This window comes from Synechocystis sp. LKSZ1, from assembly GCF_040436315.1.
In the GTDB taxonomy this organism is placed as follows: domain Bacteria; phylum Cyanobacteriota; class Cyanobacteriia; order Cyanobacteriales; family Microcystaceae; genus Synechocystis.
Window position 1 is genome coordinate 478,642 of record NZ_AP031572.1, and the last position, 20,170, is coordinate 498,811.

Annotated in this window: 21 protein-coding genes; 11 read left to right on the plus strand and 10 right to left on the minus strand. The window is 47.7% G+C overall.

What is annotated here, in order from left to right:
* Positions 1-34: 34 nt before the first annotated feature.
* Complete coding sequence (locus ABXS88_RS02335; RefSeq protein ID WP_353674762.1) at positions 35-853, minus strand: cyanophycinase; 819 nt, start codon at positions 851-853, stop codon at positions 35-37.
* Positions 854-1,179: 326 nt separating this feature from the next.
* Between ABXS88_RS02335 and trmD the strand changes: the two genes are divergently transcribed.
* Positions 1,180-1,905 (plus strand): tRNA (guanosine(37)-N1)-methyltransferase TrmD, encoded by a 726-nt coding sequence (trmD, locus tag ABXS88_RS02340; protein WP_353674763.1) that lies wholly within the window; start codon positions 1,180-1,182, stop codon positions 1,903-1,905.
* Here trmD and thiS read toward each other — a convergent pair.
* Positions 1,873-2,097 (minus strand): sulfur carrier protein ThiS, encoded by a 225-nt coding sequence (thiS, locus tag ABXS88_RS02345; RefSeq protein WP_353673586.1) that lies wholly within the window; start codon positions 2,095-2,097, stop codon positions 1,873-1,875. The genes trmD and thiS overlap by 33 nt on opposite strands.
* 208 nt (positions 2,098-2,305) lie before the next feature.
* On the opposite strand from thiS, the gene ABXS88_RS02350 reads away from it, so the two are divergent.
* The 3 genes from ABXS88_RS02350 (at position 2,306) to ABXS88_RS02360 (ending at position 4,834) form a co-directional block, all read left to right on the plus strand.
* Entirely contained in the window at positions 2,306-3,433 is a 1,128-nt protein-coding gene (locus ABXS88_RS02350; RefSeq protein WP_353673587.1) for a SpoIID/LytB domain-containing protein, read from the plus strand.
* A 2-nt stretch (positions 3,434-3,435) separates the two neighbouring features.
* Entirely contained in the window at positions 3,436-4,083 is a 648-nt protein-coding gene (locus ABXS88_RS02355; protein WP_353673588.1) for a ComF family protein, read from the plus strand.
* Between the two features lie 106 nt (positions 4,084-4,189).
* The gene (locus ABXS88_RS02360; protein WP_353673589.1) at positions 4,190-4,834 is read left to right on the plus strand and encodes a histidine phosphatase family protein; all 645 of its coding nucleotides are present in this window, start codon (positions 4,190-4,192) and stop codon (positions 4,832-4,834) included.
* Between the two features lie 138 nt (positions 4,835-4,972).
* Here the strand turns inward: ABXS88_RS02360 and ABXS88_RS02365 are convergent, their stop codons facing one another.
* From ABXS88_RS02365 to ABXS88_RS02380, 4 genes are all read right to left on the minus strand, one after another.
* A complete protein-coding gene (locus ABXS88_RS02365) occupies positions 4,973-5,224 on the minus strand; it encodes a hypothetical protein (RefSeq protein ID WP_353673590.1) in 252 nt (83 codons plus the stop codon).
* A 35-nt stretch (positions 5,225-5,259) separates the two neighbouring features.
* Positions 5,260-5,484 carry a BrnT family toxin gene (locus ABXS88_RS02370; RefSeq protein ID WP_353673591.1) on the minus strand — a complete coding sequence of 75 codons (225 nt, stop codon included), beginning with the start codon at positions 5,482-5,484 and terminating at the stop codon, positions 5,260-5,262.
* A gap of 506 nt (positions 5,485-5,990) precedes the next feature.
* Complete coding sequence (locus ABXS88_RS02375; protein WP_353673592.1) at positions 5,991-6,911, minus strand: Rho termination factor N-terminal domain-containing protein; 921 nt, start codon at positions 6,909-6,911, stop codon at positions 5,991-5,993.
* On the minus strand, positions 6,911-8,305 hold the full coding sequence (locus tag ABXS88_RS02380; RefSeq protein ID WP_353673593.1) for a ParA family protein: 1,395 nt from the start codon (positions 8,303-8,305) through the stop codon (positions 6,911-6,913). The genes ABXS88_RS02375 and ABXS88_RS02380 overlap by 1 nt, the downstream gene beginning before the upstream one ends.
* Before the next feature lie 357 nt (positions 8,306-8,662).
* On the opposite strand from ABXS88_RS02380, the gene ABXS88_RS02385 reads away from it, so the two are divergent.
* From ABXS88_RS02385 to ABXS88_RS02400, 4 genes are all read left to right on the plus strand, one after another.
* The gene (locus ABXS88_RS02385) at positions 8,663-8,821 is read left to right on the plus strand and encodes an SH3 domain-containing protein (RefSeq protein ID WP_353673594.1); all 159 of its coding nucleotides are present in this window, start codon (positions 8,663-8,665) and stop codon (positions 8,819-8,821) included.
* Positions 8,822-9,099: 278 nt separating this feature from the next.
* Positions 9,100-9,510, plus strand: a complete 411-nt coding sequence (locus tag ABXS88_RS02390) for an endonuclease domain-containing protein (protein ID WP_353673595.1) — start codon at positions 9,100-9,102, stop codon at positions 9,508-9,510.
* A 305-nt stretch (positions 9,511-9,815) separates the two neighbouring features.
* On the plus strand, positions 9,816-10,262 hold the full coding sequence (locus ABXS88_RS02395; RefSeq protein ID WP_353673596.1) for a DUF29 domain-containing protein: 447 nt from the start codon (positions 9,816-9,818) through the stop codon (positions 10,260-10,262).
* Between the two features lie 152 nt (positions 10,263-10,414).
* Positions 10,415-10,897 (plus strand): DUF29 domain-containing protein, encoded by a 483-nt coding sequence (locus ABXS88_RS02400; protein WP_353673597.1) that lies wholly within the window; start codon positions 10,415-10,417, stop codon positions 10,895-10,897.
* Between the two features lie 21 nt (positions 10,898-10,918).
* Here the strand turns inward: ABXS88_RS02400 and ABXS88_RS02405 are convergent, their stop codons facing one another.
* From ABXS88_RS02405 to ggt, 4 genes are all read right to left on the minus strand, one after another.
* Positions 10,919-12,661, minus strand: coding sequence for an ABC transporter ATP-binding protein (locus ABXS88_RS02405; RefSeq protein WP_353673598.1), 1,743 nt, complete (start codon positions 12,659-12,661; stop codon positions 10,919-10,921).
* A 6-nt stretch (positions 12,662-12,667) separates the two neighbouring features.
* On the minus strand, positions 12,668-12,961 hold the full coding sequence (locus ABXS88_RS02410; protein WP_353674764.1) for a 2Fe-2S iron-sulfur cluster-binding protein: 294 nt from the start codon (positions 12,959-12,961) through the stop codon (positions 12,668-12,670).
* An 87-nt stretch (positions 12,962-13,048) separates the two neighbouring features.
* Entirely contained in the window at positions 13,049-14,632 is a 1,584-nt protein-coding gene (locus ABXS88_RS02415) for a TolC family protein (RefSeq protein ID WP_353673599.1), read from the minus strand.
* Positions 14,633-14,725: 93 nt separating this feature from the next.
* Entirely contained in the window at positions 14,726-16,297 is a 1,572-nt protein-coding gene (gene ggt, locus ABXS88_RS02420; protein WP_353673600.1) for a gamma-glutamyltransferase, read from the minus strand.
* Positions 16,298-16,368: 71 nt separating this feature from the next.
* On the opposite strand from ggt, the gene ABXS88_RS02425 reads away from it, so the two are divergent.
* The 3 genes from ABXS88_RS02425 to ABXS88_RS02435 all read left to right on the plus strand — a co-directional run bounded on the left by ABXS88_RS02425 (position 16,369) and on the right by ABXS88_RS02435 (position 20,147).
* A complete protein-coding gene (locus tag ABXS88_RS02425) occupies positions 16,369-18,078 on the plus strand; it encodes a serine/threonine-protein kinase (protein WP_353673601.1) in 1,710 nt (569 codons plus the stop codon).
* 59 nt (positions 18,079-18,137) lie between these two features.
* Positions 18,138-18,596, plus strand: a complete 459-nt coding sequence (locus ABXS88_RS02430; protein ID WP_353673602.1) for a DUF29 domain-containing protein — start codon at positions 18,138-18,140, stop codon at positions 18,594-18,596.
* 231 nt (positions 18,597-18,827) lie between these two features.
* Complete coding sequence (locus tag ABXS88_RS02435; protein ID WP_353673603.1) at positions 18,828-20,147, plus strand: diguanylate cyclase; 1,320 nt, start codon at positions 18,828-18,830, stop codon at positions 20,145-20,147.
* Positions 20,148-20,170: the final 23 nt, after the last annotated feature.

Consider the following 20,170-nt stretch of genomic DNA (forward strand, 5'->3'; position numbering starts at 1 on the left):
GCTCGCCGTGGCCGCCCAACCCCTTCATTATTCTTTATGATTCACGCTGGGTCATAGGACGATGGTACTTTAAATGATAGGCATCTCCCTGGGACAGAATATGAACCCGCAGGTTATGTAAGCTTAAGGGGTTCGCGGCTTCCACCAGACCGGCGTTGGAATAACTCATTTCCCTTGCGTCAACGAAGGTGACTGTTCCCTGGCCAATGACGCGGACAATGCCGTCTTGTTCAAAGAGAGCGCAGGTATCTTCATCAATCCCTAGGCCGAGCAGTTCCGGATGGCCAGACATCGCACTTAACAAGCGGGCCATGCGATTGCGATTGTGAAAATGTTGGTCAACGATAATCTCGGGAATAATCCCCAGGCCCAGGGACATATCCACTAGAGACCGATTGGGCCATTCTCCGCTACTGCCCCCCGCAATCATGTGGTGTCCCATAACGGCCGCTCCCGCACTGGTTCCTGCTAGGCTAATTTCTCCCTGTTGGGCCCGTTGACGGATACGGTGCATCAACGGCGTATCAGCCAGGAGTTCACAGAGGCGCAGTTGGTCTCCCCCCGTTAAAAAAACCCCCGTGCATTCCTCCACAAAGGCCTGGAAGTAGGGGTCTTCTCCCTGGGCGCGATCCCGGATATCTAGCACCTTAATCAGTTGGGTGCCCATGCTATCAAAAATTTGTTGGTAGCGGTCTCCAATCAATACCGGTTCCCGTGAGGCGGAGGGAATAATGGCAATTTTTGCTTCACTGCCCCCAGACCGTGCCCAGAATGTCTGTAGGATCTCTCTGCCATTAACTTTATCCTCGGCCCCCCCAATGATCAGGATGGCCGTTTTAGTGGGAAAAGACATGGGATTATTGGGGTCTTGGGTTTCTACTTGCAACATCATAATAGGGCAACAGGACAGGAAAACTCCAGGCAGAGCAGTGGATGCAAAGAATGACTGTATAGTAGCCGGAAGATAAGACGAATTTTATCGAAGTATGGCACGGAAAACTGTGCCCTTTAGAACGGGGTTGACGCTGGGCCTTCACTTCCATTGCTAAAATCCTTGGGTCTTAGAAACCATGGCTGCCTTCATCAGAGGGATTGAGAACCCAGGCCCCTTGGCTTGAAAAAAAGCCCAAAACTCGCTAAGATGCCACTCCCATGCCGTCAGCCCTCCAGGATTGCCCCGTGCAGATTGATATTATTACCCTTTTTCCCGATTTTTTTACCTCGCCGTTGCAGTCTGGCCTGCTGGGCAAGGCCTTAGCCAAGGGCATTGCCGACGTGTCGTTAACAAACCCCCGCGACTTTACCACCGACCGACACCACAAAGTTGATGATGAACCCTACGGCGGGGGGGTTGGCATGGTTTTAAAGCCCGAACCCATTTTTGCGGCGGTGGAATCCCTGGCGGTTTTACCCCAACGGGAGGTGATTCTGCTCACTCCCCAGGGCCAAACGATGAATCAGGCTTTGTTTCAGGATCTGGCAACCTACGACCAATTGGTGTTGATCTGCGGCCATTACGAAGGGGTGGATGAGCGGGTTTGCCATCTGGTTACCCGTGAGGTTTCCCTGGGGGATTTTGTACTGACCTGTGGTGAAATTCCGGCCCTGGCCCTGATCAATGGCGTGATCCGACTGTTACCCGGTACTGTCGGTAAAGAGGAATCCCTCAAGGCCGAGAGTTTTGAAGCGGGCCTGCTAGACTATCCCCACTACACCCGGCCCGCTAATTTTCGGGGCTGGGAGGTTCCCCCAGTACTTTTGTCAGGCAATCACCAGGCCATTGCCGAGTGGCGTTATCAGCAACAAAAGCAACGAACCCAACAGCGTCGCCCTGACTTGTGGCAGTGTTGGCTTCAAGCTTCAAAAACAGCCTCAACCACCGCCCACGATGGTGACAACTTCTAGGCGGTCTCCGGCCTGGAGTCGGGTCTGGTTCCAGTACTGGCGATGGAGAATGTCACCGTTGTATTCCACTGCAATCAGACGAGAATTAAAACCCTGCTGATGGAGGAAGTCAGGCAGGAGGGTAGATTCTGGACAAAGACAAGGTTCGCCGTTTACCCAGAGGGTTATAGAAGCAGGAGAGGAAAGGGACATGGATCACCGTCATTGAGATAGGTCAGCGAGGGCCACCAGGGCCTGTTTCCAGATTAGCCAATCCCGGTTCCCCTCGGTACACCAGGGCCAGCTAGCTGAAAAATTGCTGGGAAGACGAAATTGATCTACATTAATGCGGGAGATGGAAAAGTTGGGTACTGACTATTGATCTCCCCTATCGTGTGTTAGTTGCCGAGGCCATTCTGTTTTGTTGAAGCGCGTATCCTTGCCCTCTCCCCAAATCATCATTAGCCTCCTCCGTGACTACGGTCTATGGCTAATTCCCTGTCTGGCCATGGCTACTATTCCCCTAGCATGGCGCTATAGTGCTCAACTGGCCCCTGCCCCTAAACCAGATACCGCCCTTGCTCCAGTTCCTGCAACCTTACCTCCCCTCAGTACACTGCCCACGCCTTCTAGCCTGCTTCCCCCCGTCCCCCTGGCCGCTAACACCAATCCTCCCACCAAGAAAACGCCTCCCGTCAGCCAGGCCCAGGCGGCAACCCACACTGTAACCCCAACATCTATCCCCCCTCTACCGTCAGCCCGTCCTCCTGCGGCCCAGACAGCTCCTGCCCCTCAAGCCGTTGCCCCTCAACCTGCTTACGTCCCGCCTCCCCTAGAAATTCGAGTCGGCATTGCCCGCCAAGTCCCCCAGGTAGTGGTTAGCACCTCCCAACAGGCCGTCCTCCAGGATCGTAATGGCGGGGCCTTGAACACGGTTCATGCTAACCAGGCCCTGACCGTCCAGGCCAACGGGGCCAATCTACAAATCGATGGCCAATCCCTTCCGGGTGTTCTCTGGTTGACCCCGGCCCAGGGCAGTTATGTGGCCGTTGGCGATCGTTGGTATCGGGGTCGGGTACTCCTGGTTTCCAATGGTAATAGCGTAATTGCCGTCAACTACGTTGACCTAGAGCATTACCTCACCAGTGTGGTGGGCAGTGAAATGCACGCCAATGCTCCCGCCGAGGCCCTCAAGGCCCAGGCCATCGCCGCCCGTTCCTATGCCTTGGTTCACATGATTCGTCCCGCTAGTGATTGGTTTGACCTCGGCGATAATCAACGCTGGCAAGTCTATAAAGGCCTGCAAAGTGAGTACAATACCTCCCAACAGGCTGTTCTGGAAACAGCGGGTCAAGTCTTGAGCCATCAAGGGGGCGTCGTCGAATCCCTCTATGCTGCCACCGATGCCATTGTTGCCTCTGTCCACCAGGGCCGGGGCATGAGTCAACTGGGGGCCTATGACCTGGCTAAACAGGGCTACAACTACCAACAGATCCTTAATCGCTACTATCCGGGAGTCGGCCTAGCTCGGGTCATCCTCCAGCAATAGGTATGGTCAGCAGTTTTTTCTCTCTGCTATTTCAACCCACTTGTCCCCTTTGTCAGCGTCGAGCGGCCGCCTTACTCTGTGAAAATTGCCAGGCTCAACTCTACAGTTACCGGTTGGCCCAACCGGCCCAGGCCTGGTCGGCGGCCTGTCCCCGCTTTATCTGGGGCCAATACGAGGGCAAATTGAAACAGGCCATTGCGGCGCTTAAATATGATCGTCAACCGGCCCTGGCGGAATGGCTAGGCTTTGAGCTGGCCGAAGCCTGGCTCCAGGCCTTTCCCCAGAGGCCAGGGCCAAAACCCGTCGTCATTCCCATTCCCCTCCATCCCCAAAAACTCAAGGAACGGGGCTTTAATCAAGCAGAACTCCTGGCCCGAGCCTTTTGCCGCCTGACCCGCTATCCTCTTCTGGCTCAGGGCCTCCTGCGAGTAAAAAACACAGCCCCGCTGTTTGACCTCAATCCCCAGGCCCGGCGGGCCATGGTTGCCCAATCCCTACAGCCAGGGCCTAAACTGGAAGCCGTGACTCAGCCGGTTCTCCTTATTGATGACATCTATACCACTGGCGCCACCGTCCAAGAAGCCTGTCGGGCCCTGAGCCAAGCCAGCAAAACGTTTTTAGGCTTGGTTGCTATGGCCTCACCCCCTTAAGGCCAGATGATAGGAATAATCAGGTATCTTGTATTCAGCAATATCGACAGGGCCAGGTAAATGGGGCAAGATTTCAATGGTGACAACAGGGTCTAGGGACGAACCGATGGCGCTCAAGCTTTATTTTCTGCGACATGGCCAGACCGCCTACAGCGAAACGGGCGGTTACTGTGGCACCCCTGAAAATGACCCTGGTTTAACCCCTGAGGGGATAGAAATGGCCGAAGCCTTTGCCGAGGCCTATTGTCATCTGCCGTGGCAAGCGGTATATGTCAGCCCTCTGCAACGGGCCATCCAAACGGCTAAGCCCTTGTGTAACCGTCTGAAGATTACCCCAGAAATCCGGCCAGGCCTGAGGGAAGTCTCCTACGGTGAATGGGAAGGATTGCATCCCCGCCAAGTCTATGAGCGCTACCACGATCTTTACATGCAGTGGCTAACCGACCCGGCCTGGAATTCACCACCGGGAGGGGAACGGGGAATTGATATTGCCCGGCGTTCCTACCATGTCCTCGAAGAAATTGAAGACCGCTATGCGACGGGGAATGTTCTCCTCGTCTCCCACAAAGCCACTATCCGCATCATGCTGTGCCACCTGATGGGCATTGATATTGGCCGCTACCGAGACCGATTTGCCATGCCCGTGGCTGGGATGAGTATTGTTGAATTAGCGTCCCGTGGCCCTCTCTTTCACGTCATTGCTGACCGCTCCTACCTCAGCCCCTACCTGCGAAGCCTACCCTGTACTTGACCGAGCTTTTAGCTTATCCAGGGCCTTTGATGTACCCGGGATAAAAGGTATTATGATTTCAAGTTTTAAGCCAGAAAATTGGCTCAGGGTTAGTATAACGGCTAAAGTGAGCCGCAACAGTTGACCTTTAACGTTTAACTACGTTTGAGAGGTCGACCCCAACGCAGTGTTAAGCTTCTGTCTTTGGGCGATTTGCATGAGCATCCGAAGTGCTTCATTAACTGAATCACTTGTCGGAAATGCTTGAGCAACATCAAGATCTAGCAATACTACATTAGTCCCGGCCCTGTAGCGTTCGACATATTTTCCTCTAACACCACCCTGCATTTTGCTAAAGTCGTATTCAGGATGCAATTCGTCTTCTAGTTCTTGGTTAGTCTGCATTTGCATAAAATCTCTGTTCACTTCGGGTCGCCTCTCGTGCGCTAATTAATCCGAACCCGATCTGCTCGATCTGTGTGTGAGACCACTAGAACACGATTCGTATGAGATAAACCAATGATAACGTAACGCTCCTCACCATAAGAGTGATCTGTATCAGGGAATGTCACAGATAAAGGATCATTGAAAACAGTAGATGCCTCGCCGAATGAAACACCATGCTTTTTTAAGTTTGAGTTTGCTTTGCTGGGATTCCATTCAAACTGCATCTCAACAATGATTGCTACTCTAGTTCAAGGTTTAAGCTTACCATCAAAGAAGTGCATTGCATTGGATTAACGCATTCTATAAGAGCGGCGCTCTCTGAAAAGTTGATGCGACTCTTCATCCGTAGAATTTATTGCACAGCCTTTGATGTATCCGAGACAGAAAGAAATATACCTTTAGACTCAAAACTGGAGAGTTGTCTCAGGGTTAGTATCATCTAACGAGATTGATCCTAGGAGTCAGTGTTATGCCCATTGGTGTTGCAGAGTTTATGGAAAACCAGGAAAATCGCTGTCCTGTGGTACTCTCTTTCACGTCATTGCTGACCGCTCCTACCTCAGCCCCTACCTGCAAAGCCTACCCTGCACTTAATGCCAAGTTGCTAAAACTCAGTTACATAACTGACCCCACCCGTCCTCCCCTTCGCAAGGGGAGGTGCCGGAGGCGGAGGGGTAAAAATCTGTAGCTTTAACTTGAAGAATTGGTATAATCCCGAGGGCAGATGGCGCTAGATATCACCTAAGACTTTGAGTAGATCTGCTTTTTTCATTCTGCTGGTTCCAGGGATACCTTTTTCCTGAGCTAGCTTTCTCAATTGAGTAATAGGAAGTTCATCTAATGATGGTTCAGGCTTGACGAGAGGGGTTGTATAAAAAACCTCTTTGAAACTGTCTAGTTTTTTGCCTTTTGTAATTCCACACTTTAAGCTCACAACTTCGGTGAGGCTTTCCTGCCAGTATTGACGCTCTGGAACATCCAATTTATCTAAAGCGGTTGCAATGTTAAGGGTTGGCAGAGGATTATCAGAATGATGGACTAAATACTCCAAGCCTGATTGGATTTCCTCTCGACTAGCAGTGGTTAGGTTGATTGATGGCTTAAGAACTTTAGGTGGCTCTGCATAAAAGACCTCTTTAAAAATATCTAATTTTTTCCCCTTGGTAATGGCGCATTTCAGACCCGTAATTTCGTTTAGGCTGGCTTTCCAGGACTGGCGCTGAGGCACATCAATTTTTTCTAAAGCGGTGGCTAAGGTAACGCCAACAAGGGGATTAACGGGCCGACGAATTAAATAATCTAGGCCGAGTTTAATTTCTTCGCGGCTAGCCGTCGTCAAATTAATTCTGGGGATTTTCTCCTGGGCCAAGAGTTGAGCGCAATTCTGAGTCGCTTCAGTATCATCGGCAATAATGCACCAGACTTTATTAATACCGGCTTCTTCAGCGGCCGCCAAAATGAAAGTATTGGCTATGGCCTGAAAGGATTCTGCGCCAGTTTGTTTAACAATGACTGGCATCCAATTTCGTCCACCGGCTTCATTAATGGCCTTAGCCGAACTGGTAATCAAAAAGCGATGGGCTTGTGTCGGTTGGCCCGGTTTAATTTCGTCTAAATAAATATGTAGTAGGGTTCCAATATCTTGTTGCATTAGATGAAATACTCCTCGACGAATCGTTTATAGGCGACAAAAGCTAACTGATTGGTAAGCGCTGCTGGACGACGGGAAAAATGAGCTGAAGAAATATGGGCTATATTGGGCAAATTGAAAATTTCTTCATTTTTTACCATTTCTGTCTTCTTGGGAAAGAAGAAGGGAGTCAAGTCTATTTTGTCAGATTGCATCACATTGTCAATGATTTTGTTAATCTCTTCCCTCGCTTGCTTTTCTTGAGCCGGTGTCATTTGCTCCCCATTAAAAAAGATAGGTAAAGGTGTCGGATCAGCTAACTCAGGTGAATAAACACGGCGTTCCTGACCCAGTTGAGGAAGAATGTCCTTCATCGCCGTAGCGGCATTATTCAGCGATGCTAATCCGTTATGCTTGGATGGCATCAAAACAACATCTGACGCAATAATTGCCTCTTTGGTAAAATAGTTTGAGCCTGGAGGAGCATCAATTAAAATATAGTCGTATTTATTTTTAACTCTGCTTAGAATTTTTCCAAGCGACCCTTTATAAAGAATTGAGGGCAAAGATGAGGGGGGAACTTCCAAAAAACCTTCATCAGCAGGAATGACATCAAAAAAACGATACCATTTACCATCTTTAAGTTTTATTGGATAGGGAGAGATCAGATCATCAATTGCATAGTCTTTTGAATTTGAATCTTTAAGAAAGTCTAATAATTTGACTTTTCCTGGTTTAATACCAAGAATCTCTGTCAGATCTTTTTGGTTGGGATCAAAATCTACAACTAAAACCTTTTTCCCAAATCCGCCCTTGGCAGAGGGAAGCGACAATATTGAAGCTAAATTAATGGTTGTTGTTGTTTTACCGACACCTCCCTTATTATTGTAGAGAGCGATGACAAGAGAATTACAATTGTTTTCGATGTAGTCTTTGAGTAAATATATTTTTTCATCAATATTCCCGGCATTTAATTCAATGTTATTTGTAAAGGGATAAATGACTTTACCATGGCGACGAAAGAGTTGAATACGGTCTGCATTTGTTATAATTCCCCATTTTGCTTGAGAACAATTGATAGCTTCTGGGTCTAAATATCCTTTTAATTGTCTTACTAAAGATAAGTATTCAGCAGTATTAGGGGAGATATTTTTACTTCGTCTCTTTAGTTCTACAATCAGAGAAGGAGCTTTTAGAGAGTGAGAAAAATTATCTATGCCATTATTTTTTCGGGCGGCAATATCAACTTTTTGTGCTCCCAAACCAGTTGGATACTCTTTGACAATCTCACCTCTTTGAAACGTAAAGCCAAAGAGTTTTAGCATCTCTGGAATGACCAAGTGATCAGCAATCATCGGCTCGAGTGCTCCTGGTGCTAGGTTTAGCCAGGCCTGTTGGAGAGAAGTGTGTGCCATACAATGTGATGCGAGGATAGGGGACGGAGAAGAGGAAAGCCGATAGAGCTGAGCAGGCGGTGTTGCCTGGGCCAAGTGCAGACCGGCATGTTGACTTTACAAACGGGGTGCTTAGGCTCTTGACCCTTGCTAGTATATGGCCCTCATTGATTTTAGGCAAGCTGAAATGAGCCAATTAAGAGCCGAATGTTGAGCTTGTATAATCCTGGGTTAAGAAAAGGTTTAGTGACCCTTAAGAACAGTTTTTGGGCTTAGGCCTGTCAAGAATTACCGCTGGACCACTTCCTTACATAGTCTAAAATAATCTTGCCCCCTGGGGCCGATAAAGCTCAGGTAATTTAGAGCGAGGGCATAACCTTGCGGAGTAAGCTAAGTCGTAGCTCAGAACCAGTCAGTAGGATAGTCTACGAAGAAGAGGTCGTTGTTCTAGAAAAATCTGCTGATGGCGAATGGGTGAAAATCTGGGCCGGGGTTCAGGAAGGCTGGGTTCTGTTGAAAAATTTGGAGAGAATGTGAGTTGGAGTAACTGCCAAGAATTTTGTCGAAAATTATCTTAAGTTGACAGGCAAACAATATCAATTTTATTGGCTAAAAAATCAACCTCTATGACTCTAATTGTAATTATTTAGACTATACTCAGTGACTCAAGCCCAACAAAATGCCCTAATACCAAATCTCTGAGACCTAACTACACAAGTGACCCCACCCATCCTCCCCTTCGCAAGGGGAGGTGCCTGAGAAGCGCGAAGGCGGAGGGGTGAAGAGCTACAATAGCACCAATAGACGGCATCTCTATGACTATAATTTTCAACCAAGCCTCCGAAAAAGAGAAAAGGAGACAGCTACGCCAAAATCCAACCAAAGCAGAGAGCATTGTTTGGCAATATTTCAAAGGTAAAAAAATTGCGAACTGTAAATTTCGCCGTCAGTATAGTATTGGGCCGTTTGTTGTAGACTTTTATTGCCCAGAACTGAAACTAGCCATTGAAATAGACGGAGAAAGCCATGATAGCCTTGAAGCCCAAGCCTATGACTTGAATAGACAGCAATATATCGAAGCTTTTGGTATTAGTTTTTTGCGATTCACCAATCAGCAAATTTATGAAAATGCAGAATCTGTAATGATGAGCATTGTCGATCACGTCAATTATTTAAGAAAGAAAATGTCCATGCTCCATCATCAGGCATTAGAAAATGAATGCTAGGCCCATCCTGTCCTTATCTTTACTAAGCGATTGCTTAGGCCCAACGGTACAACCGACCCCTCCCACCCTCCCCTTGGCAAGGGGAGGTGCCTGAGCTGGCGAAGGCGGAGGGGTAAATCTCTCTGGCCCTGATTGGGAGAATTCGGACTATATCCAGTTACTCAAGCCCAACAAAATGCCTAACCTCACCTGTCTTCCTAGCTAGCGAAGGCAGAGGGGTGAATCGGCCTTAAGGCGATGCTTTCAAGTTGGGTTAAAATCAAGGCAATCGCTGACGCACAGACAATCTTTAGGTTATTTATACTATGTTAGCCTTAGCCAAAACTGACTATGAACAAGACTTTGCGCTTTGGGTCGAACAAACAGTTGCCTTCCTCAAGGCCAAAGATTATGCGGCGGTAGATTGGCCAAATTTAATTGAGGAGGTAGAAGGGTTGACTCGTAGTGATAGACGAGAGCTAGAAAATCGTTTAATTACCCTATTTGAACACGCTCTCAAACGTCGTTATGTGGCCTTGCCGGATTGTTATCGAGGTTGGGAAGTCACCCTATTGCGCACTCAATACCGACTAAAGCAAATCCTTGATGATTCCCCTAGTTTACGCAATTACTTTCTAGGAATTATGGAAAAGTGTTATCAAAATGCGGCGAAAAATATACGACGGGAATATGATGCTATTTTGCCGGAGGTCATTCCTTTTGATCAAGAAATTGACAAGTTATTAAACGAAGAATTTTGGCAGTTGCAATGATCACCCGCGTGAATTGATGCCAAATCTCTGAAGCCTAGCGACACAGACGACCCCGTCCATCCTCTTCGGTGCCGCAGGCGGAGAGCTGAATCTCTCTCCCTTATTGAAAAAATTGGGATTAAACTAGGCCTTATCTTTCATTGCGTCTGACCATGCTCCGTTCTCCGTCCTCTCTTTCTCCCCCCCTTAATCTGAGCGCACTCTACGAACAAGATTACTATGCTTGGCTCCAGGCTACAGCGAAACAATTGAAGGACAATCAACTCCAGGGCCTGGATCGGTTAAATTTGCTCGAAGAAATTGAAAGCATGGGACGAAGCGAAAAGAATGCCTTAGGGAGCAACCTACAAATCCTTTTAATGCATCTTCTCAAGTATCGCTATCAACCCGAAAAACGCTCGAATAGCTGGCTATTAACGATTTTTGAGCATCGTGACCGCATCGAAGAGGCCCTAGAACAAAGTCCGAGCCTACAACCCTATCTCAGGGAGATTTTCCATAAATGTTATGCTAAAGCCCGCCAGAAGGCCGCGCTAGAAACGGGTCTGGCCCTCAACACATTTCCCGCCGAGTCTCCCTTTAGTTTAGACGAGACGTTAGATGTTGATTTTTTGCCGGAAACCAAAAGTGGTTAGAAATTTGGCTACTTTTCTGTTCTACTGCAATACTTTTTCGAGTTCATGCTGTTGCCAGAGCGATTGGTACAAACCCGGTTGCTGTAACAGGGCCTCGTGGGTTCCACTTTGCACAATCTGGCCCTGATCCATGACTAAAATACGGTCAGCCTGGGCGGCGGCGGACAGTTGATGGGAAATAAAAATAACGGTGTTCTGACGCTGTTGGGCCAGATAGCTCAAAATATGGGTGGCGGTTTGATTATCCACACTGGAGAGGGCATCATCCAACACCAGGACAGGGGCCTCTAATACCAAGGCCCGAGCCAGGGCCGTGCGTTGGCGTTGGCCCCCGGACAGGGAAATGCCTCGTTCTCCGACCAGGGTCTGGTACTGCTGAGGAAAATAATGGATCTCTGAGTCTAGATAGGCCTGCTGGGCCGCCTTGGCGATGGCGTCTCCCTCCAACTGGGGGACACCATAGCGGATATTATTTTCAATCGTGGTACTGAACAAAAAACTTTCTTGGGGCACAAAGGCGATGGCTCGGCGGAGATCCTCTAGACTGACTTGGGTAATATCTACACCATCTAAGAACAATTGGCCGGGGGCAATATCTAAGAGACGAGGTAGGGCATTGGCCAATGTCGATTTCCCGCAACCGATGGGGCCAACAATGGCCACCATTTCCCCCGGTTCAATGCAAAAATTAACGTCCTTCAAGGCCCAGGTTTCGCTACCCGGATAACGATAACTGAGGTGAGTCGCCGTGATTTCCCCCAGCAAGGGTCGGGCCAGGGCCTGAACCGTAGGCACATTCTGAATACGGGGCTGAGCCTGAAAAATAGCCTCCACCCGGTCGATGCTCACTTCTCCCCGCTGGTAAGCCGTAATGGTAAACCCCAGCAGGGCCGTGGGGAAGACCAAACGCTCCACTAAAATAATCAGGGCAATAAAATCCCCAATACTAATTTCTCCCTTTTGAATGGCAGCCGTGCCAAAGGCCAGCAGCAGGAGCAAGCTAATGTAGGACAGGCCCTCAATGACCGGAAACAACAAATTACGAGTCTGTACTAGCTTGAGATTGGCCTGGAGCAATTTTTGATTTTGACGGCGAAAGGCCTGGCGCTCGTTGTCTTCCTGGGCATAGATTTTAATCAGATTAATGCCGCTCATGTCTTCTTGGATCAATTCACTGAGATCCGAGAGTTCTTCCTGAACTGCCAACTGGTAATCCCGCAGTTTGCCGCTAAACAGGTTAACAATCTGGAGCATCACCGGATAAACCGCGATGGCCATCAGACTGAGGGGAATATGAATGGAGAGCATCGCCGGCAGGGTCAGAGCATAGGCAAAAATGGTATTAATTAAACTCAGCACCGCAAACCCAACTAAGCGACGAATATTATCCACATCACTGGTGGCCCGATTGATCAGGTCGCCCGAGGTATTTTCACTAAAGTAGGCCGGCTCTAGTTTGAGCAGATGGCTAAAGATCTGTTGCTTAAGGTTGTACTCTATCTGGCGACCAATCCCAAAAATCGCTAGCCGGGAAATCATCCGAATGGCCCACATCACCGAGGCCAGGGCCATAATAGCCAGGGCCACGCCGAGCAGTTGGCCCAAATGAAAATTGGCCCCGAGGTCGTCAATGCTATCTCTAATTAAGATTGGGATGTAAACCCCGAGGACATTGGCCAATAACAGGGCCACCATCCCGACCCCTAGGGCCTTTTTATGGGGGGATAGATAGGCTAAGAGGCGGCGAAAACGAGATTGGGCCATTAGAAACTAGGGCTTGGTGTTGACACTGACGGGCCCATTCACCAGGGTCTGACAGGCCAGGCGATAGGAGTCCGGTTTTTTGCGAAGGACGCGCTGTTCAAAATCCGTTTTGGGGGATAAATTCTCCATGCCCGCCACGATCTCTACAATACAAGTCCCGCACTGGCCATAGCCACCACAATTCATTAATTTCCCTCTAAGGGTATAGAGGTCAACTCCATTTTGCAGGGCCTTTTCCCGGAGATTGGCCCCCTGGGCAACAACTACCTCCTTTCCTTCTTTGACAAACGTGATCGTCATCATCCCTCCTGGTGCTATTGAATGACTGGCGCAATATTAAGAAATTTTACGGGATTCTGCGACGATTCTAGTTTTCTGCTAGAGGAATTAGGGCTGAATATCAAACAACTGATTATTGGGTAGGTTGCTCACCGAGCGTTGCAGACGATTGAGAGATTGGTTGTAGCCAATGATGGCCTGGAGAAAACGGCCCCGAGCGTTGGCCAAGTCCCGCTGGGCATTAATGACATCTGTCTGGGTACCGACCCCTGCTTGGAACCGTAACCGAGCCAGGCGCAGGGCCTCTTCAAAACGGGTGACGTTGGTGCGGGTACTGACGATGTTTTCCTTGGTGGAAATGAGGTTGTTGTAGGACTCCTCCACATCGAAGCGGATTTGGTTGCGCTGTTTGGTAAATTCACTCTGGGCAATGTCCATCTGACGTTCGGCCCGACGAGCTTCGGCAAAGGCCCGGCCACCATCAAAAAAGTCCCAGCGTACTCGGGCAGTAAAGGCGTAACCATCGACGACGCCGACGGCGTTATCAAAATTGTCTTGGTAGTCGTAGCTGGCCACAAAATCGACCCGAGGTTTAATGGCCGAGAGGGCAATCTTACGATCTTGGTCGCTAATCTCTACCTGGATCAACTGTTGTTCGAGTTCAGCCCGATTTTTATAGGCCTGGACAATGGTGTTTTCAAGGGGAATCGTCCAATTGCCGGCCTCTTTGATCTCATCGGCAGCCGTTAATTCTACCTGTTGACCAACGTTAAGCAGTTGAGAAATCCGACGGCGGGCATTGCGCTGATCAGCAATAGCTCGGGTCAGGGCCTCATTAGCGGTGGCTAAATCCCCTTCGGCCCGGAGCACATCAAATCGGGTTCCCAAGCCTGCCTGTTCCAAGAGTCGCGCATCCCGCAAACTTTGGGCGGCATCTTCCACCGAGGCCTGGGCAATGGCCACCTGGGCATCGGCCCCTTGCAGGGCATAGTAACGATCCGTCACATCAAAGCGAGTTTGTTCCGAGGTCACTTCAATTTGTAGCCGGCTATTTTGGACTTGCTTTTCGGCCTTTTCAATTTGGGCGCTACGCTCTCCCCCCGTGTAGATGTTGTAGGTTAATTGCAGTGAGCCAACAGCGTTGGTACTAGTTTCCTTTTGGACGTTGGGCACGATGAAGGGGTTATTTTGGGCATTGATTTGGTTCAGGGCATTATTCAACTCAATGCCTGGGCTACTTTCACGACTAAAGGAAAAATTAGTACTTAGGGTCGGATAGAGGGCGGCCCTAGCGGCGGTCAAACCAGCCTCTTCTCGCTCTAGAACAATTCGGGCCTGCTGGAGTTCCGGATTATTTTTCAGGGCCAGTTCAATAGCCTGGTTGAGGGTAATGGCCTGGCGGATATTGGTTTGGACTTCCTGGGGCTTGGTGGGAAACAGCAGGGGCGTTCCAGCCGGGTTTAGATTGTTGGGGGGGCGGTCTGACGGCAATTGGAGCGTGCTAACGCCAGCCGCCTCTGGAGAGGACGAATTGGTGGAGGGAACAGTCTGGGCAGGGGAAGACGAATTGGTAGGGGGAACAGTCTGGGCATTGGAAATCAGACCCATCGCTAAGACGCCACAGAGGCCAGTACCAAGACTCAATAATGCACGAGATAGAGATAGGGAAAACTGGGAGGAAATTGATTTCATAGGAATTTGTCCAGACAAGTTGTCTCTTAAGCAAAAATATAAACTAGGGCATCTCCGCTAAATAACTTACCGCATCGGCCCAGGAATGAAAACTTACCCAGGGGCGTAGCAGTGCTGAACCGCACCAGCACGTCGGGGGTCGCCAACGCCTTCTAGGATCCCGCTGGCGGGGTAACCAACGGCATGAACTCCGCCAAAAAACATATTTTGTTCTCGCCACAGATGCACTTGAGTTCCATCTTGAAAGGCTAGGATTTCTAAGACTTCTGGATTTTTTAAAGGTTCCACATTTAGATGATAGTCCTCCCAATGAAGGCGGGATTGAGTAACGGCTTCGGGCAGGGCCAGACCAAAGTCCAGGTAGTGGGAAATCACCTGCCACAGGGCCGTCCGAATGCGATTCGACCCCCCAGAGCCTAGCACTAACTCTGGCCGCTGTTCCCCCAACAGGAGGGTAGGGGCCATCATCGAAGACAACCGTTGGCCCGTCGCCCACTGATGGAAACCATGGGGATTGAGGTCGGCTTCCCCCAGCATATTGTTGAGCATGATGCCTGTCCCCGGTAGAAAATGAGCCGAGCCTTCGCCATTAGAACTGGTGACACTGGCGGCATTGCCTTCTTGATCCAGGACACTAATATGAGTTGTACTACCGAGCTTATTACTGGGAAACGGGCCCAACAGGTGGGCCTGGTACTGCTTTAGGAGTTTCTCCGACAAAAAGCGGGCGGCGATGTCCGATTGATAAATGGCGGGGTCGTAGTGATGATTGCGGGCCTGATTGGTCAAGGCCATGATCTGGCTAAACAGGGCCAGATGCTCGACGCTTTCTAGACGAATGGTGGTCATATCCACCGCTTCCAGCAACTTGAGAGCAAAGGCGATGAGACTACCGCCAGAACTGGGAGGGGGATTGGTCAGTAACCGATGGCCCCGGTAGGTCAGGGCCAGGGGCGGCCGCACCCAGACTTGATAGGTTTGTAAATCCTCTAGGGTTAAATAACCGCCATCGGCCAAACTGGCGACTAAATGATGAGCTAGATCCCCTTGATAAAATTCCCGTGCCCCCTTCTGGGCCAAGTATTCCAAGGTATTGGCCAAGGCTGGACATCGGCCCGTTTCCCCTGCTTCTAGCAAGGCCCCCTGGGGAGCATAGATCGCCTGGCCCTCGGCGGTATGGGTCAAAATGGGCTGAAGCAGTCGATAGGTAAAGGCATTAAAGGCATTGACGGTAAATCCGCGCCGGGCGTAGTCAACCGCCGGTTCAATCAACACCTTAAACGGTAGTCGGCCCAATTGTTGATGCACCGTAAACAGGCCCGCCACCAGGCCCGGTACGGCAATGGACGCTTTGCCAATGTGAAAGGTCTGCACCGCACCGCCAAAATTCAGATCCACCGGGCCAAAATCTAGGTCAGCAACCGCTTTTTTGCGCTGGGGGGTTTGGCAAAAAAAGTCAAACAATCGATTTTCCTGGTTTTGACTATGGGCCAGCAGGAAACCGCCACCACCCAAGGACGTGAGGGTCGATTCCACCACACAGGCCGCCAAGACCGCCGCAATGGCCGCATCAAAGGCATTGCCCCCGGCCTCTAGGATCAAGCGGCCCGCCTCCGCCGTTTGGGGATGACCGGCGGCGATAACACCCTGGGTTTTTTGCGCCATGATTGTACTTATCCTTGAAGCAATCCTCGTCTTGGGAACTAAAATTAAGCATAGGTCTTATCCCCAGCGTTATGAGCCAGTGTCTGAATCCTGATTGTTTAACCCTCAATCCGACCACCCATCAATTTTGCCAAAAGTGTGGCAAGGTTCTGCTCCTCAAAGACCGCTACCAGGCCATGAAGCTGATTGGTCAGGGGGGCTTTGGGAAAACCTTTTTGGCCATCGACCACGATAAGCCCTCTAAACCTCACTGTGTAATCAAGCAGTTTTTTCCTCAGCTAGAAGGTTCGGATGGCATGGCTAAAGCCGAGGCCCTATTTGCGGCAGAGGCCCAGCGCCTAGAAGAATTAGGACATCATGATCAGATTCCGGCATTGTTGGCTTATTTCACCGTTGAGGGTCGGCAGTACCTCGTTCAGGAATATATCGAAGGGGAAAATTTAGACGAGGAGTTAAAGCGCCTGGGGACATTTGATGAGGCCAAGATTCGGCAGGTATTACTGGATCTATTGCCGGTATTAGATTTTATCCATCAGCGTCAGGTCATTCATCGGGACATTAAGCCAGAAAATATTATCCGTCGAGCCTTGGATCAGAAGTTGGTTTTGGTGGACTTTGGAGCAGCGAAACAACTCTCATCAGCTAATCGAGCGAGAACGGGTACAGTAATTGGCACAGTGGGCTATGCTTCACCAGAGCAGATGAATGGCAAAGCAGTTAGTTCTAGCGATCTTTATAGTCTGGGCGTCACTTGCTTACATTTGCTAACCGGTATTGAACCGGGTGAATTATTTGATCTAGAAGAATATCAATGGGACTGGCATAAGTATCTTAAACAACAAGTTATTAGTCATGAAATTAAACAAATTCTAGGTAAATTAGTCAATCTGGGAATCAGTAAAAGATATACAGAAGCTATTTTAGTAGTAAACGATCTGCAAGAACGAAAAAGCTCCTCTATCGGTACAAAAAATGCAACCACCATTCAACCTAAAGGAATAGCCATTTCAACACCAATACAGAAAGCTATTCCTAACTATAATTATGCAAAGTTATATGATACTGCATACGCTGAATACAACCTGGGGAATTATCAAGAAGCATGCAGACTAATAAAATTAATGGAAGCTAAATTTTCTGATGATCCCAATATCTTGCTACTTCATGGTCATATTCTTGTTGGACTTGAAAAATATGATGAAGCCTACAAAAAATATCGGCTAGTTCTATCTTTGAGCAATCGTCAAGATATATTACTGGCTGCAAGAAAATCAATACAAACAATTGAATCTTTATTGCTTCCAGAAAATAATTCTCAGTCCGTTAACTCCAACCAAGAATCCCAGCTTATTTTAAATAATTATCAGCAAGGCAGAAAGAATTTTTCTAGGAAAAAAATTGGCAAATTGATTTTAAAAAATACTGATCTTCCCGACATAAATTTTCATTCATCAGATTTAAGCTATTCTGATTTTCAAAATTCTAGATTAATCCAGGCAGTATTTGAGAATGCAATTCTAGTTAATGCTAATTTTGGCAATACTAATTTATTTCAATCTAATTTTAAAAAAGCAAATCTAGTTAATGCTTCTTTTAAAGGAGCCAATTTACAAGGGGCTGATTTTAGAGGTACTGATGTTACTCATTGTGATTTTACAAATGCGAATCTTAAAGATGCAAATTTGTGTGGTATTGACCTGAGAAAAGCAAGTATTTCTCTTCGTCAATTGGCCATCGCCAAAACAGATTTAAAAACAGAAATACCTGATATTTCTTTATAAGGCTTGAGAATATTGTATTGAAAAATTAATAAATAAAATTGATTCCTAACCAACCTAACATGAAGCTAAAAACTAAAGGCGTACTCTATGAGACCGATTTTGCCTTGTGGATAGAAGAAACCTTAGCGTTATTAAATGCCCGTAACTTTGCCCAACTGGATCTAGAACATCTGATGGAGGAAATTGAAGCCTTGGGAATCAGCCAACGGAAAGCCGTTGCTAGTTTTCTCGTGCGTCTATTCGAGCATTTACTCAAACGATGCTATGTCAATTTGCCCGACTGCTATCGGGGTTGGGAAATCGAAATTCGTAACTTTCGTCGAGAACTGAAACGAGAGTTGAAATACTCCCCCAGTCTCCAACGCTTTATGTTGGACATTTGGCCCGAATCCTACCAAGAGGCCCTTGGGGCCATGCAAGAAGACTATCCTGAAACGGCTTTTCCCCAAGCTTGTCCCTGGCCCCTCGATAGCGAAGTCCTACTGAATCAGGCGTTTTGGCAAGATATTGAGGCCTAAGTAATGGCCCAACCCCCGCCCATCAATGTTACCAGACACGAGGTAAAGCCCTTCTACTAAAAGAGTAAGTGGTAATACCCATATAGTGGTAGTATTATCTATACAGTGAAGGACAACATGACAGGCAGCTACATGCTATGGGCTGTTTTCTTTGGAAGCTTTCTAGGAAGACCATCACAGCGACGATTAGCTTACTCGTATTACCGGTGATACCCCCCTTTTGAATGAGCGATGAATGAAGGTATGGGTTTAGTGGACATTCAAGCTATCCTTATCCAGCTACTCAAAACTATTGATTGCGTTCTTTGGATTCACGCTTTAGAGCACAATAAATTAATTTATATTAATCCCGCTTATAATCAAATTTGGGGTGAATTCTCTGGCAATTATGAAGAGGCTTTTTCGGTTTATCTAGCTTCGATTCATCCTGAAGATCAAGAGAGTGTTATTCGGGTTTTCAATTCTCCATTTCAGCAAAATTTAACACATTTTGAATATCGAGTTTTTAATCGAGACGGCAATCTACGTTGGATTCAAACAAAACGCTATCCTATTGCCAATGAGTCAGGGGCAATCGTTCATGTGGTGGATGTTTCTTATGACATAACAGAGAGAAAAAATTCACAAATTTCTTTGGAAAAATTCAGAAAGCTCTTTGAAAAACTATTAGAGGCTGTTCCTGTTGGCATTTTTCAAAATGACGCCCAAGGAAACTGTATTTATATTAATCAAAAAACCTGTGAAATTCTTGATATTACTTTGCAGGAGTGCCTTGGCCAAGGATGGGTACAGCGTGTTCATCCTGATGATTTAGAACAAGTCATCCAATCTTGGAATAAAGCCTTTAGTGAAAAGACATTTTGGCAGGGAGAATATCGTTTCTTACATCGCAATAGAATTATTGTTTGGGTGATAGCACAATGTGTATTCATTTTCAATGAGGAGGGCGAAAACTTGGGCTCTATCGGTTCTTTAACTGATATAACTAACAAAAAAGAATTGGAAAATCAACTAGAAATTGCCAATCGAGAACTCGAAAAATTAGTCAATTTAGATTCACTGACAGAGGTTTATAATCGGCGATATTTTAACGAATTTTTGGCGCGAGAATGGGAGCGAGCAAAGAGAGAAAAAAAGCCCTTAAGTCTAATTATGATTGATGTGGACTGCTTTAAACTTTATAATGATAATTATGGTCATCTTCTAGGCGATCAAGCTCTTCAGTTAGTCGCTAAATCCCTCTCTAAACTAGTGCATCGTCCGGCAGATTTAGTTGCTCGTTATGGTGGCGAGGAGTTTGCAGTGGTTTTACCCTATACTAATCTGGAGGGAGCCATCCATGTTGCTACCAACATCACTCAAGAAATTGCTCAACTTGCTATTCCCCATGATTATTCCTACGTTAGTAAATATTTAACACTGAGTATGGGAATTAGTTGCCTTATTCCCAATGCAGAACAATCGCTGGAAACCTTGATCCATCAAGCAGATTGTGCTCTCTATCAGGCTAAGAGAAAAGGTCGTAATCAAATCCAATGGCATGAGGATTAATGCCAAGTTGTTATACCAATTCT